Annotated in this window: 18 protein-coding genes and 1 other annotated feature (1 of these 19 running past the window's edge); of the genes, 17 read left to right on the forward strand and 1 reads right to left on the reverse strand. The window is 44.3% G+C overall.

Annotated features, from left to right (window positions below):
* The first annotated feature begins 137 nt into the window (after positions 1 to 137).
* The 16 genes from KYJ26_RS06665 (at position 138) to KYJ26_RS06740 (ending at position 13,179) form a co-directional block, all read left to right on the forward strand.
* Positions 138 to 2,195, forward strand: coding sequence for an efflux RND transporter permease subunit (locus KYJ26_RS06665; RefSeq protein WP_219166507.1), 2,058 nt, complete (start codon positions 138 to 140; stop codon positions 2,193 to 2,195).
* Between the two features lie 2 nt (positions 2,196 to 2,197).
* Positions 2,198 to 3,988, forward strand: a complete 1,791-nt coding sequence (locus KYJ26_RS06670) for a YhgE/Pip domain-containing protein (protein ID WP_257474912.1) — start codon at positions 2,198 to 2,200, stop codon at positions 3,986 to 3,988.
* 146 nt (positions 3,989 to 4,134) lie between these two features.
* Entirely contained in the window at positions 4,135 to 4,407 is a 273-nt protein-coding gene (locus KYJ26_RS06675) for a hypothetical protein (RefSeq protein ID WP_219166509.1), read from the forward strand.
* A 577-nt stretch (positions 4,408 to 4,984) separates the two neighbouring features.
* On the forward strand, positions 4,985 to 5,680 hold the full coding sequence (locus KYJ26_RS06680) for a Type 1 glutamine amidotransferase-like domain-containing protein (protein WP_219166510.1): 696 nt from the start codon (positions 4,985 to 4,987) through the stop codon (positions 5,678 to 5,680).
* Positions 5,664 to 6,167, forward strand: coding sequence for a hypothetical protein (locus tag KYJ26_RS06685; RefSeq protein ID WP_219166511.1), 504 nt, complete (start codon positions 5,664 to 5,666; stop codon positions 6,165 to 6,167). The genes KYJ26_RS06680 and KYJ26_RS06685 overlap by 17 nt, the downstream gene beginning before the upstream one ends.
* A gap of 217 nt (positions 6,168 to 6,384) precedes the next feature.
* A complete protein-coding gene (locus tag KYJ26_RS06690) occupies positions 6,385 to 6,723 on the forward strand; it encodes a PadR family transcriptional regulator (RefSeq protein ID WP_219166512.1) in 339 nt (112 codons plus the stop codon).
* A 1-nt stretch (position 6,724) separates the two neighbouring features.
* Positions 6,725 to 7,069, forward strand: coding sequence for a DUF1048 domain-containing protein (locus KYJ26_RS06695; RefSeq protein ID WP_219166513.1), 345 nt, complete (start codon positions 6,725 to 6,727; stop codon positions 7,067 to 7,069).
* 139 nt (positions 7,070 to 7,208) lie between these two features.
* Complete coding sequence (locus tag KYJ26_RS06700; protein ID WP_219166514.1) at positions 7,209 to 7,982, forward strand: ABC transporter ATP-binding protein; 774 nt, start codon at positions 7,209 to 7,211, stop codon at positions 7,980 to 7,982.
* The gene (locus KYJ26_RS06705; protein WP_219166515.1) at positions 7,972 to 8,721 is read left to right on the forward strand and encodes an ABC transporter permease; all 750 of its coding nucleotides are present in this window, start codon (positions 7,972 to 7,974) and stop codon (positions 8,719 to 8,721) included. The genes KYJ26_RS06700 and KYJ26_RS06705 overlap by 11 nt, the downstream gene beginning before the upstream one ends.
* A gap of 196 nt (positions 8,722 to 8,917) precedes the next feature.
* Positions 8,918 to 9,454 carry a DinB family protein gene (locus tag KYJ26_RS06710; RefSeq protein WP_219166516.1) on the forward strand — a complete coding sequence of 179 codons (537 nt, stop codon included), beginning with the start codon at positions 8,918 to 8,920 and terminating at the stop codon, positions 9,452 to 9,454.
* A 68-nt stretch (positions 9,455 to 9,522) separates the two neighbouring features.
* Positions 9,523 to 10,047, forward strand: a complete 525-nt coding sequence (locus KYJ26_RS06715) for an RDD family protein (protein WP_219166517.1) — start codon at positions 9,523 to 9,525, stop codon at positions 10,045 to 10,047.
* 224 nt (positions 10,048 to 10,271) lie between these two features.
* Positions 10,272 to 10,736 carry a DUF3291 domain-containing protein gene (locus KYJ26_RS06720; protein WP_219166518.1) on the forward strand — a complete coding sequence of 155 codons (465 nt, stop codon included), beginning with the start codon at positions 10,272 to 10,274 and terminating at the stop codon, positions 10,734 to 10,736.
* Between the two features lie 25 nt (positions 10,737 to 10,761).
* On the forward strand, positions 10,762 to 11,109 hold the full coding sequence (locus tag KYJ26_RS06725) for a YciI family protein (protein WP_219166519.1): 348 nt from the start codon (positions 10,762 to 10,764) through the stop codon (positions 11,107 to 11,109).
* A gap of 30 nt (positions 11,110 to 11,139) precedes the next feature.
* Positions 11,140 to 11,688, forward strand: a complete 549-nt coding sequence (locus KYJ26_RS06730; protein WP_219166520.1) for a dihydrofolate reductase family protein — start codon at positions 11,140 to 11,142, stop codon at positions 11,686 to 11,688.
* A gap of 29 nt (positions 11,689 to 11,717) precedes the next feature.
* Entirely contained in the window at positions 11,718 to 12,065 is a 348-nt protein-coding gene (locus KYJ26_RS06735; protein WP_219166521.1) for a VOC family protein, read from the forward strand.
* Positions 12,066 to 12,102: 37 nt separating this feature from the next.
* Positions 12,103 to 13,179, forward strand: coding sequence for a DUF3626 domain-containing protein (locus KYJ26_RS06740; RefSeq protein WP_219166522.1), 1,077 nt, complete (start codon positions 12,103 to 12,105; stop codon positions 13,177 to 13,179).
* Between the two features lie 327 nt (positions 13,180 to 13,506).
* Here KYJ26_RS06740 and KYJ26_RS06745 read toward each other — a convergent pair whose 3' ends face one another.
* On the reverse strand, positions 13,507 to 13,659 hold the full coding sequence (locus KYJ26_RS06745) for a hypothetical protein (protein WP_219166523.1): 153 nt from the start codon (positions 13,657 to 13,659) through the stop codon (positions 13,507 to 13,509).
* Between the two features lie 319 nt (positions 13,660 to 13,978).
* Here KYJ26_RS06745 and KYJ26_RS23915 point away from each other — a divergent pair, with 319 nt between their 5' ends.
* Positions 13,979 to 14,068: a putative holin-like toxin gene (locus KYJ26_RS23915; protein ID WP_219927342.1), complete on the forward strand. Its 90-nt coding sequence runs from the start codon at positions 13,979 to 13,981 to the stop codon at positions 14,066 to 14,068.
* Positions 14,069 to 14,339: 271 nt separating this feature from the next.
* Positions 14,340 to 14,506, forward strand: a binding site (T-box leader) (it continues 91 nt past the right edge of the window).

The raw sequence follows: 14,506 nt of genomic DNA on the forward strand, positions 1-14,506 counted from the left end.
CTGCGTAAGTTATCCAACACACCGGCAATAAGTGTTGCGTATTGAACAAACGCTACACAACTGTCCGTTGAATATCCAACACCGTGTTTATTATAATGATAAGGTGAAAAAGTGAAAGAGACAAGAGAGGTTACGTGATGATAAAGATTGCTTCCTGGATCATAAAGCATAAAAAAGCGGTATTGATTGCGTTTATTCTGGCGACGGTTTTGTCAACAGTGGCGCAGTTTTTTGTGAAGGTCAATTATAATATGGTCGATTATCTCCCGGATGATGCCCAGTCGACACAGGCGTTGGATATCATGGAAAGGGAGTTTACCGGGGCGGTCCCGGATACAAGGGTCATGGTGACGGATGTGTCCATACAGGAGGCTATGTCCTATAAAGAAAAGCTCGAAGCCATTGACGGGGTAACGGATGTGATGTGGCTCGATGATATGGTCGACCTGAAGACGCCGTTGGAAGTGGCGGATCAGGAAACGGTGGAGATTTACTATAAAGACCGGAACGCCTTGTTTTCTATCAGCGTCCGGACCGGTGATGAGGTGCGCATCACGGATGAGATTTATAAGCTGATCGGTGAAGATGGTGCGATTGCCGGTGAGGCGGCCAATACGGCGAGTTCTCAGAAAATGGCGGGAAGTGAATCAATGTATGCCGGGATGCTCCTCGTCCCCCTCATCATTCTGATTCTGGTCGTTTCGACGACATCCTGGATCGAACCGCTGTTTTTCCTGACGGCGATTGGGGTCTCGGTCCTTATCAATCTTGGAACGAATATCTTCCTCGGGGAAGTCTCCTTCGTCACCCAGTCGGTGGCGCCGATCCTGCAGCTCGCAGTGTCACTGGATTATGCGGTATTCCTGCTTCACAGCTTCTCTGATTACCGGAAGGAGACCGATGATCCCGAAGAAGCGATGAAGCTTGCCATGAAGAAATCATTCCCGGCGATCACGGCAAGTGCGGCGACGACGTTCTTCGGATTCATCGCCTTGACATTCATGAAGTTTCAAATCGGGTCGGATCTTGGGCTGAACCTTGTGAAGGGAATCTTACTGAGCTTCATCAGCGTGATGGTATTCCTGCCTGCCCTGACACTTATCCTCTATAAATGGATGGATAAGACGAAGCACAAGAATTTTGTTCCGAGCTTCAACGGTATCGGGAACAAAGTATTGAAACTGAAAATTCCAAGCCTGATCTTCGTATTGGTCATTCTTGTTCCGGCCTTCCTGGGACAAACAAATACATCCTTCATTTACGGAACCGGGGAGCAGCCGGAAAACACCCGTGTCGGAAGTGATTTCAAGAAAGTCGAGGAGGCGTTCGGTGAAACGACGCCGATCGTCCTGCTTGTCCCTAAAGGGGATATGGCAAAGGAAGAGAAGCTTGTGGAGGACATCGAGTCCCTTGACTATGTGACGGGGGTCATGGCGTATGTCAATCAGGTAGGGGCAGAGATCCCGCCGGAGTACCTCGACAAATCGATCACGGACGAATTTTACTCGGAGAACTACAGCCGCATTGTCATCAACACGAATCAAGGGACGGAAGGCGACGCTCCTTTTTCCATCGTGGAAAAGGTAGAGAAAACGGCAAGTGATTATTACGGTGACAAAGCATTGGCACTCGGGGAAAGTGTGACACTGTATGATATCAAAAACACCGTCAACAAAGACAATATCGTCGTGAATGTGCTGACGGTCGTGACGATTGCCCTGGTACTGCTATTCAGCTTCAGGTCAATATCTATTCCGATTGTACTTCTGATCACGATTGAAGCGGCGGTCTGGATCAATCTGTCGATCCCGTATTTTACGAATACCTCACTCGTGTTCGTCGGATATTTGATCATCAGTACGGTGCAGCTGGCGGCGACGGTGGATTATGGTATCTTATTCACCGAGGCCTACACCCATTATCGTAAGGGAATGCCTGCTAAAGCAGCGATGATACGGACATTGGATGAAAAGACGTTCTCAATCTCGATATCGGCTGCGATCCTATCGAGTGTCGGATTCATCTTATGGATCACCTCATCCAATCCGATTGTGGGATCCATCGGTTTATTGATGGGAAGAGGGGCACTATTAGCCTTCATCATGGTCCTCCTTGTCCTCCCGGCGCTATTATTAGTGTTTGATAAATGGATCAAGAAAACAACGATCAAAGCAAACTTTTATGAGGAGAAATGATGATGAGAAGAAAAACATTCACCTATAGTGCACTTGCATTGATGCTGTTACTGCCTTCATTTCTGGCTGTACCCGCTCAGGCGGCAACGGATGGAAAGGTGGCTTCGAAAGATGAAGTCGTCTACGCGACCCTTGATGCCGGTGGTGACTTGAATGATATCTATGTCGTGAACACGTTTGAAGTCACGAATGCAGGAAAGATTCTCGATTACGGAGATTTCAGCAGCGTCAAGAATCTCACTGATTTGAAAAAGCTTGAACAAGAGGGGCAGAAGGTGGAAATGGATGCTCATGAAGGAAAGTTCACGTATCAAGGAAATATGAAGGAAGAGACCGAACTGCCGTGGGATGTGAGGGTTGCCTACAGCCTGGATGGGAAGAAAATCGATCCATCCGAGCTTGCTGGAAAAAGCGGGCACCTCGAGATCACCATCGATACTGCAGAAAATCAACGTGCAAGGACTGTCTTCTATGAAAACTATCTGCTTCAGGTTTCCCTGAATCTGCCGAATACGTATGAAAACATCGAGGCAGTCGACGGAATGGTGGCAAGTGCCGGGAAGGATAAGCAGATCACCTTCACGGTCATGCCTGGAAAAGAGAAGAAGATGAGCGTGGAAGCGGATGTGAAGGACTTTGAATTCAAGGGCGTCCAAATCGCCGCTGTCCCGTCCACCCTTCCCATTGATACGACAGGGACGGATAATATGACCGATGACATGGCTGAGCTATCCAACGCCATAGGGAAGTTAAATACCGGTGTGACCGACCTGAAAACCGGCGTCTCCCGATTGAACAGCGGTGCTGCGGAGCTTCGTGACGGTTCAGCTCAGTATAAAAACGGCATCAGTGAAGTGAATGGTTCTTCGTCTCAAATCGTCGGGGCCTCAAACTCCATCGGCGAAGCACTGCGGACCATCAATCAGTCACTGTCGGCAAATCCTGCTGACATGGATCTGTCCGCACTGAATGAATTGCCGGGTGGCCTCAACCAGCTGGCAGACGGCCTGACCCAAGCTGCAAGTGGATTATCCAATCTGCAGGCGAATTACGCTCAAGCCTACCGTGCCCTGGATGGAGCGATAGCTGAGATTCCCGCCAACAACCTGACAGAAGCAGAGATTACTGCGCTATACCAAAGCGGGGCCGATCCAAAGGTAGTGGATAAACTCGTGGCGTCCCACAAAGCGGCGCAAAAAGTGAAGGGGACTTATGCAAGCGTCAAGGAAGCCTTTGCCGCAGTCGGGCCGACCTTGAATCAGGTGAGTGGTTCTGTGAATGACATGAGCGGTCAGCTGACTTCCATTTCAACTAATCTGTCTGCCTCCTTGAAGGAAATGGATATGAGCGGGCTTTCTAAGCTCCAAAAAGGACTTGGTGAACTGTCAGCTAACTACGGAGAGTTCCACTCAGGGTTGGTCAAGTACACAGAAGGCGTGGGGCAACTATCCTCTTCATACGCGAAACTTCATGAGGGGATAACTGGACTGGCCGGCGGAACCAACCAGTTGAAAGGCGGGGTCGCAGACCTACAAGACGGAACAAGCGCGTTGCATGAAGAAACGAAAAACCTTCCTGACAAGATGCAGGAAGAAATCAACAAGATGATGGCCGAATACGACAAATCCGATTTCAAACCTGTATCCTTCGTTTCGTCCAAAAACGAAAAAGTCTCCTCCGTGCAATTCGTAATCAAAACAGAAAGCATCGAGAAGGAAGAAAAGAAAGAGAAGAAAGCAGAACCGAAGAAGGAAAAAGGATTTTGGGAGCTGTTGATGGATTTGTTTAAGTGATTGAATAATGGACTCAGGAGGGGGGATCTCTCTTGGGTCTTTTTATTATGGGAAAAAGGAGAAGGCAATTGAGCATTGCTCGGAGTGAAGGTTTTTGAAATAATGAATATGAATGTTTGGAAAATATTTCATGAGTGAGGTGTTCCATGTTCAAAGCTAATTTTACAAAATCAGGTTTATATTTTCACTCGCTCTTGATCGTCCTGTCGATTACGGTGTTCATTCTTTTTCTACTTCAAGGACGTGGTGGAGAACATTTAGGACAATTGAATCTGGTTAATGTGGTCATCATGATTTGCATGATTGTCAATTTCGGGATCATGAGATATAAACAAGGAAGAAAAATGATTGGTTTCTTCTATTTGGGGGTCTCATTGATTCCCGTCATTTGTTTGATGATGTTCATTCATCTTTTATAAAAAATCTACTGGGACAAGATGAATAGGTAAATTCAAAGGGACCTGTCCCCGTGGTACGTTTACGAATTAAGAAAATACGACACTTCAAAATTATTATCATATTTCTCGCAAGATCTTTAAAATAAGATGTCTTGCCCTATATCGAAGAACCACCAAAATAAAATAAGCGGAGATTTTCCGGTTACATTCAAAACGGAACTTGTTTTGGGGATAAATAAGCGGAGGATTTCCGCTTAAGAACAGGGAAATAACCATTATTTTGTATTTGTGAGTCAATAGTCGGAATTTCTCCTGCTATTTCAGCCTTATTTAAAATTAATGATTAATTAAGCGGAATTTCTCCGTCTATTTATCAGCTCTGGAGCTTAATCTGATTATGCTAGACAATTTATGTTCAACTGACAGCAGTTCAAATCTGAAAAACAGTGATTGTAAATAAACACAGCCGTTCACCCAAGAAGGATAAACGTCCTTTTTTGTTGAACTCCTTTATAGAAACAGTAGCTCTGGAAAAGGAACACCCAAAATAACAGATCTGATAGATTTAAGCGTATGACTACACTAAGGAGATGAAATCATGAAACTACTACTCACATCCGCAGGCGTCAATAACAAAAGCATTCAAGAAGCGCTGGGTACGATGCTCGACAAGCCCATCGCCGATTCCACAGCCCTGTGCATCCCCACCGCTATGTACGGACACCCATGGGTCGGTCCCGGCGTCAGAACATGGGAGTTCATCAGCGGAAATTCAGAGAATCCCATGGTGGACCTGGGATGGAAGTCTGTCGGCGTGCTGGAGCTTACAGCGCTGCCAAGCATTAATCGAGACAGGTGGGTCCCGCTTGTAAAGGAAACAGATGTCTTTCTTGTATCCGGCGGTGACGCTCTCTACTTGGCTCATTGGATGCGACAATCCGGACTTGCAGATCTTTTGCCGTCGCTTGATGCAGTCTATGTGGGAATGAGTGCAGGGAGTATGGTGATGGCGCCTGCCGTCGGAGAAGACTTTGTTGGCTGGAATCCTCCGAACGGCGGGGATGCAGCGCTTGGGATGGTTGATTTTTCAATCTTCCCGCATCTGGATCACGAGATGCTGCCGGAAAACACAATGGCTGATGCAGAGAGATGGGCTGAAAGCATGAAGGGTCCGGCGTATGCAATCGATGATGAGACTGCCATTAAAGTGGTCGATGGAGACGTTGAAGTCATTTCGGAGGGGAATTGGAGGCTGTTTTCCTCTTCAAAAAGTAAACATGGGTACAATGATTAACAGGGTAGGAATAAACGTAACGAAACCGAAAGTGATATTCTTTGTACTATTATTTACTTCCATTCTGATTATACTATTTGTCTGGTCAGAGCTCCGTGGCAGGATGTACGATCTACATTACACTCCAAAGGCAAGCCAAATGTCATTTGAATTCAAGACGCCAACACAGGTTCCATTTACTGAAATGAAGGTGACCGAATTTTTAGTTGGAAAAGATCAACAGGAAGCGGAAATGTCGTTATTGAATGCTGATAAAAATATGATCGATATCCGGGTGACTTCATCAAAACCACAATATGCAAAAGATAAAATCAAAAGAGTGAAAATCGGTCATGATTTTTATGGAGAATTCATCCCGAATGACTCAGGTAGAAGAGTCCTTACCTGGAAAGATGACATGTACTATGAAGTAATCTATTATGCCAAACTAACCCCAAAAGAAGTGAGTAAAACACAGATGATTCAAATGGCAGAGTCTTTTCAATAAAAATTTCAGGTGGTAAGAATCAACGGATGGATCCTACTCGCTATGAAAAGCACCAAAGTATACCAAATTAACCTTACATACACACGACAAAAAGCTGAAGATATCATATTCCATCTTCAGCTTTTATAAATTGGGTTGACAAAATCACTACTTCGTCATACTATATAGTGGTAGTTAGTATTACTGAGTACAGAGCTGAAATAGAGGGGGTGAATGTTTGGAAAACTTAACAGAAATGCTGAAAGGGGTTCTTGAAGGCTGTGTCCTTGAGATCATCAGCCGTGGTGAAACGTATGGCTATGAAATCACGCAGCAGCTGAGAGAACTTGGTTTCACGGATGTAGTGGAAGGTACGGTGTACACCATTACCATGCGTCTTGAGAAAAACAATCTGGTGAATATCGAAAAGAAAAAATCAAGTGTTGGCCCGCCACGGAAATTTTACACCCTGAATGAAGCGGGGCAGGAAAAACTCAAGATCTTCTGGGGTAAATGGGAATTTCTTTCAAGCAAGATGAACGAACTCAAAACAAAAGAAATCATAAGGAGAGGATAAGATGAAATTTATTGAAAAGATTACCGGAAGTTTTGCCGACAAGCGTGAATGGAGAGCGATGGAAGCCCGTGCGAAGACATTGCCAAGTGAGTACCTCAATGCCTATAAGGCGATCCAGAAATATATGTGGACAGCCGGAGGTCTTACCGACTGGAAAGATACGAGCCGGGTTTTCAATGGCATTTTGGATCTGTTCGAGGAAGGGGCGGCAGAAGGCAGGGAAGTCACTGATCTAACGGGTGAAGACGTAGCCGCTTTCTGTGATGAACTGGTGAAAGACTCGGAAAAGTGGAGTGACAAGCACCGGGCGAAGTTGAACGATACGATCGGTCGTGGAAAAAAGTGAATCCATTAAGTGATATCGACTGAATGGCGGGTGATACATGCTGAACCGACACTATTCAGTTGTTTTTTTACCATAGTAGTAAGTGATACTGATTACCAGTAACACTAAGTAGCTTTTAAAATTAAGGGAGGAAAAAAACATGGGTCAGGCAGCGATTTCAGTAAAAGGATTAACAAAATCCTTCAAAGATAAGGAAGTCTTAAAGGGTGTGGATTTTGAGGTGCAGCGCGGAGAGATATTCGCGCTTCTCGGTTCAAATGGGGCGGGTAAGACAACGATCGTCAATATACTTTCGACACTGCTGAAGGCGGATGGCGGGAATGGGAGTGTTTGCAGCTTTGATGTTCAGCATCAACCGGGTCAGGTTCGCCGGAGCATCAGTTTGACGGGACAGTTTGCTGCACTGGACGGTATCCAGACAGGGAGGGAAAATTTGATCATGATGGCGAAGTTACGGGGAGTGTCCAATCCGTCTCGAATCGCAGATGATCTCTTAACGCGATTCAGTCTAACGGACGCGGCCCATAGACGAGCGGATACGTATTCAGGCGGGATGAAGCGCCGGCTTGATATCGCTATGAGCTTGATTGGGGCGCCTCCAGTCATCTTCCTTGATGAGCCCACGACAGGGCTGGACCCGGAAGCCCGGATGGAAGTCTGGGAAACCGTCAAGGAGCTAGCTGTTGGCGGAACGACCATCTTGCTGACAACCCAGTACCTGGAGGAAGCGGAACAGCTGGCGGACCGTATCGCCATCCTCCATGGAGGGAAAATCATTACGACAGGTACTCTTACTGAACTGAAGGAAATGTTCCCGCCTGCTGAAGTGGAGTATATCGAGAAGCAGCCGACGCTAGAGGAAATCTTCCTCGCGTTCATTGGCAAAAAAGGAGGAAATGAAAATGAACAGTAACACAGGGGTATTATTTGGACGCTTGATGCGCGGTATATTACGGAGTCCTGATACGATCATCACGGTTGCCGTTACTCCGATTATGATGCTATTGTTGTTCGTTTATGTATTTGGCGGTGCCATCGAGACAGGGACGGACAGCTACGTGAATTACCTGTTACCCGGAATTTTGCTCATTACGATTGCGTCAGGTGTCGCTTATACCTCGCACCGGCTCTTTACGGATGTGAAGAGCGGGCTGATGGCGCGTTTTAGTACGATGCCGATCAAGCGCTCCTCGATATTATGGGCACACGTACTGACTTCCCTTGTATCAAATCTGCTTGCCGTCATTGTGGTCATTCTCGTTGCGCTGTTGATGGGATTTCGTTCAGGTGCTGATATGTTGGAGTGGCTCGCGGTCATCGGGGTACTGGTATTGTTTACGCTGGCCCTGACATGGCTTGCGGTTATTCCGGGATTGACTGCAGACTCGATGGAAGGGGCGACGGCTTATTCATACCCATTGATTTTCCTGCCGTTTATCAGCTCGGCCTTTGTTCCAACGGAAACGATGCCAACCATTGTGCGTGTGTTTGCTGAAAATCAGCCCGTGACTTCGATCGTGAATGCGATTCGTGCCCTTTTATATGGTGGGACGGTCGGCAGTGAGATTTGGATTTCCCTTGCCTGGTGCGTTGGTATCATGGGCTTCGCTTATTTAATTGCCAGTAAGATTTTTAAACGCCAGTTAGGATAGGGGCAACAGAATAATCATGAACCGATCCGTACTATGAATCGGCTATGGTGAATCAAGAGTCTGTTGATTAATAATAGAAATTAATGGATAATAAAAACTGAATGTTCAGAATTATGATGTTGTTTGGTGAGCAAATGACTACAAAGGGTCGCGATGTAAGCTATTTGTATAATCTTAACCAGAGGTGAAAAAGCACATGAAACTGGGACTGATGGATACTTTTCGCATGGAATTTGATTTTTGCTGGAACACGGAGGCATGGTTTTTACCCCTGGAACCGGCCCTTGAAGGTTTAAGTTCCCTAGATGCAAGCTGGCAACCTCCGGGGGGAGGGAATAGCATTTGGCAAACGGTGAACCATCTTAATTATTACAACTCTCTACTCGTTAGGCAGGTCAATGATTTAAGGTCTGGAAAACGGGTATCTCATAAAAAAACTTCATTTGGAGATATCGGTAGACCAGCAGATCCTATATGGAAGTCAATCCTTGAGGAGAACACCTTTGGAGATACAGGGGACAGTGCAGATTCAGAGAATTGGAAAGAAGTCCTTGCAGAAACACATCTGATTTGTGAAAATGTGCATAAATCATTATCAAAAGTTGATGAGAGTCAAATTCAAGAGGAGCTCGTTGGGATTCTGGCCCGTCAAGTTTTGCACAATGCTTACCATATAGGGCAAATTGTACTCTTACGCAAACAACAAGGATCGTGGCCAAAGGAGCGGGATTAGTTGGTGATGAAAGGACTGCCTAATAGAGGCATAGAAGAAAAGCTGGATATTTGAAGGAGGGTTGTCATTTGGATATTATCTTCAGTTTCATCATTTTGTTGATCATGGTATATTTTCTCCGTCTTCAGATTCGATCGGAATATGAGTTGGAATCTATCAGGACGTTTCATCATCATGATGATACTTTTATTAGGGCAGGTCTGATAAGGAAGTTGTTGTCGAGTGGAATCGATTTGATTCCACTGTTTTGTTTATATTCCATACTCGATCATCTTGGAATTTCTACACCAGTAAAGCTACTATCTACTTTGTGCTTCGTTATAGCCTACTATATTTTATTCATCAACATTTTTACACAAACCCCTGGTCATAAACTATTGAAAATAAAAGTGATTTCACTGAAAAAAGATCAAAACCTTACCATGAACCAAATTGTAAAGAGAATTTTTTTTCATATTGTGTTGTTTCCAATGATGATTTTTCAAATACCTTTTCTTAGAAGTCAAAAGAAGCCGTTCTTGGCAGACAAATTCTCAAATACGGAATTAGTACAAATAGAAAGTGGTCTTGGTGAAAAGTGGGTCAATCGATGAAACGATCGTATTCTCTATTCATCGAAATGAATGCTAGAGAGTTTGGTATTTCAGATAGTAGCCACGGACTTTTATGTGTGCTTTTGGTTGTATTGTGGTGAATTGTTAATGTTTCATAGTATTTTTCGCTGAATGGAGGAAGAATCTTGATTGAAATGGAATACCTTTAGTATGGTATTTTACATGAATTTAACGGAGTAAAGACTGTAATTGGAGAGATGTGTATGGCATTTGTTTCAATTTATACGGTTGGAAGGTTAATTCATCCTTATGACCACCCGGTATCTCGTGAGTTTTATGAAATGGGATATAAAGTGATGCGTCAGGCTACTTTATCAGGACATCTTATTGAAGAGTTTTCATCAGATGGAGTCACTTTACCTGTAGAAGTGGAAGGTAAGGGATACCCGGTCCTGACACTAACGGTATGGAAAAACCTGCAATCCTTATATCGCTTTACATATGCGGGGAAGCACAGTCAGGCACTGCGGAACCGGAACAAATGGATGGAGCCTGAAGATGGGAAGCATTCTTCGTATGTAGTCTGGTGGACAGAGAAGGTGAAGGATGTCTCATGGAAGGAAGCTTCCAATAGATACGATTATTATATTGAACATAAAGCTACTGCTTATGCGTTTGACTTAAAGCAAGCATTTGATGAGGATGGAAAGCCGTGTATTCTGAAGTGAAGATAACCGGAAGGAGGAAGTATTTATGCTGTTTATGATGATCGTCAAAGCCTCAAAAAACTCGGAAGCTGGAAATCTACCAAGTCCTGAGCTTATGGAGGCCATGTCCACCTACAATGAGGAATTGGTTTCAGCAGGCGTCCGGGTGACGGCGAAGGGACTTCATCCAAGCTCAAACGGTATCCGCGTTTCATATCCGGATCCAGGGGCAGAGCCGGTTGTAACCGAAGGACCTTTTGAAGTTGACGGGTTAGTGGCAGGGTTCTTCCTCATCGATGTTAAGTCGAGGGAAGAAGCCATCGAGTGGGACATGCGCGTGCCCGATCCTCAAGGGTATGGGGAAGGCGAGGTAGAATTGCGTCAGGTGTTCTAAGTAAACGATTTATGATGGGAGGAAAGAAAAATGGGCGAACTGATTTATCATGTGGCCGTCTCTCTAGACCATTTTATCGCAGATCAAGCATTGATAGACGGGGATATCGAACGCTCTCTTTTTCTATTTGATGGCGATCATGTAGCCGATTTCATGGAAGACTTGAAGGACTATGATGCCGTATTAATGGGCAGGAAAACATATGAGTTCGGATTCCTGCTAGGGGCAAAGCCTGGTGAACCCGGCTATAAGGGAATCAAGCATTACATATTTTCAAAGTCCCTTCAATTTGACTCTAACGAAGAAGTAGAACTCATAAAAGAAGATGCCGTCCCATTTATTCAGAAACTAAAGCAGCAAGAAAAGGGCAAAATCTGGCTCTGCGGCGGTGGGGAGCTGGCTGGGACGTTGCTCGAACACCAACTCTTAGACCGCTTAGTCCTAAAGGTCAATCCCATCCTAGTCGGGAAGGGCACTCCATTATTCGGAAGCGAAGAGCCGAGTGTAAACCTGAAGTTATTGAACGTGAAATCATATTCCAGTGGCGTCATCAAATCGGAATATACGTTTAGTTATTAAATGAAAAATAGAATAGGAGAGAACATATCATGATCAAAGGTTTCGGAGGAATCTTCTGGAGAACCAAAAATCTGGATGAGATAAAGAAGTGGTACAGCGAAGTGTTAAAGCTTGGGATAGAAGGCTGGAATGGGACCATTATTAAACCTGATCCAGAAAATGAAACGATCTTTTCTTTCTTTAAGGAAGATGACCCATACTTCCCGACAGAACAGCAGGTTATGTTGAATTTCCAAGTACACGATCTTAATGAAACCATCGAGCATCTGAATCAAATCGGAGTACCCCTTGTAAAAGAAAAAGAGGTCAGTGAATTCGGTCAGTTTATTTGGATTAAAGATCCTGAAGGCAGACTGATCGAGCTTTGGGAGAAATAATGGGTTGGAGTCATACGGTTAGGAGAGTCGGATTTTTATGGGATTAAAACCGTCACAGCGTCAGGCAATCGATTATTTTACCGCCTTTGCCTTAAAGCATAGAGCGGAAGCGAGGTCTACCATCCAGCATGTCCTGCACATGTCCAATATTTCAGCTGAAGTGTTTGATCAGGTCGTTCACCATATGAAAACATACGCACAGATCGGTCTACATTTTCATCCGGATCGACCTGTGTCCGGAACCAAGATTGTGGCAGAATCACTCCTGGAACACGGGGAATATAAAAGTCAGTTCGAAACATTCATATCGAATGGGAAAGTGTCCCCTAATTCAGGTGGTGACCGCGATCTGTGGGAGGAGAATATGTTTGGGGGAGCCTATCAATCGGAAGGTACGTTGATGAGTGAACGGCCAAAGTACGGGGCATTGAACCTGATGTTACATCCGGACGGACCTTCCCCACGGTTCGGCTCATGCTATTTTCTGCTATCCCCTGACGTCTCATCCCGTTCTACCTTCACATACCTGGACTCTCATCAAAACCCTCATGAGAAGGGAACATATCAAGAATTTGATATGATTATGGCTGCGCTTTTGGAAGAAATGTTTTTAAGAGATTTTGCATTGGGAGAGAAGGATCTGACACCGACGAGGTTTATTCAGCACGTATTGAAAGATCTTGAGCATGGCAGGAAGGAACGAGTGGCCCATCGAAATCTCAATCATTATATCGAATCCCAGATTCATGGGCCGATTTCATTGGAAAAAGATGTAGAAGTACTTGTTGCCGATCCATCTTATAAGGATAAAACAGTCGGTAAAACACTGGAACAAATGTGTTCCAAGTATACCATCGAACTTCAATGGCATATGGGTTTTAACCTTCATGTGGATGATGTCCCTTCTGATTTCAGAGGGCCATCCATGCCTTCTTTGGCCAGGAGGATTTCTCAAAAAAATAAGATTGATGCGCACACAATCGGGTTGGCGGCCCTTGATGTGAAGAAGAATCCGGGAGACTGGAAAGACTGGGGAACATATGAAGACGTACTGCAGGAATTAAAGCTTTTGTGGCATGTCCTGGTGAAGTACGGAGAGCCAAATGAGAAGTAATTGAGGTGGTTTCGGGTGAAAAAAACATTCGTGACTGCAATAGCGTTAAGTATGATGTTGATCTGTGTTCTATCAAATGAATACTCTTTTCATCAAGCCAAACAGTCTTGTATAAAAAATGATAAAACGCCAACGGTAGAAAAGTCCTTTCTATCTTTTCGTTGGAGTGTCTCCTGTAAATAAACAGGTCTGACTTTCATACTGAGAGTCAGACCTGTTTTATAGAACATATGAATACAGTCCGTCCGAACCCAGTTCTCTGCCGGACGGGTTATGATCGTACACTGAGATGGATGACCTCCGTAAATAGTGCTTTTTAAATCATTTTCACTTCGCTTTAATCAACCTGATTTCTTCCGCTTTCGCCAACACACATTGCTTGTCTTCCGAACTCAATTCTACATATTCAGAATCATAGATCCAGAATATGGTGTACAACTCATCTTCATATTCTACAATATCGCCGAGATTATATTTCATTTTCTCTCCTTGAAGGAGATCGATCCATTCTCAGTGAACGGAGTATATTTTACCATTACTTTAGAACTAAAAATGTTTCCTGGGGCTCAATGAGAGGCAATTTAGATTGAATTTCTCTATAAAATCATGCCTGTACGCTGAGATTCACAATAAATTATTCTTCTAAGAATGTATGAAGTATACCCCCTCCAAATTTTCAGACTGGTCCATTCGGAAGGGAGTAAACGCACGTTTGCCTATGATATAATGGAAGTACACAACATAATACGGAAGATGGGGTAGCGGCTCACACTCCCAAGTGAAGGGAGGTGATACGCTAGTGATTGCTGTAGGAGATGTATTACAAATCATGATTGCCTTTGGAACATTGATTGTAGCAATTGTCGCGGTTACACAAAAAAAGAAGTAACCATCGTCCCCACCGCTCATGAGGATCATTGATGATTACTTCTGTTTCGATTGACTCTAAGTGAGCCGCTGCACATTCCATGCAGTTTATGTTGTGGAGGAGTCCTGATTGCCGTCAGGCTCCTTTTTTAGTGTACTTAACTATCTTTATTATATACATAATGTGATTCGTTAGTAAAGAATAGTGAATAAATGGATCACTTACAGCCCAAAATAAAATAAAGTATTGACAAAATTAACCTGTATCGTATAGATTATTTGTAACATAACACTTACATTCCATGACGAGAACGAGTAGGTATGAAGTCTGTTCTACAGAGAGTTGGCAATTCGGTGGAAGTCAACGTTCAGATCATATTGAATATCCTCTCCGAGAAGCAAAGCTGAAGGTACTTTAAGCTTTGACGGGTTTCCGCCGTTACAAGGAACGCGTATGATT

The organism is Rossellomorea orangium, from assembly GCF_019334305.1.
GTDB lineage: Bacteria > Bacillota > Bacilli > Bacillales > Bacillaceae_B > Rossellomorea.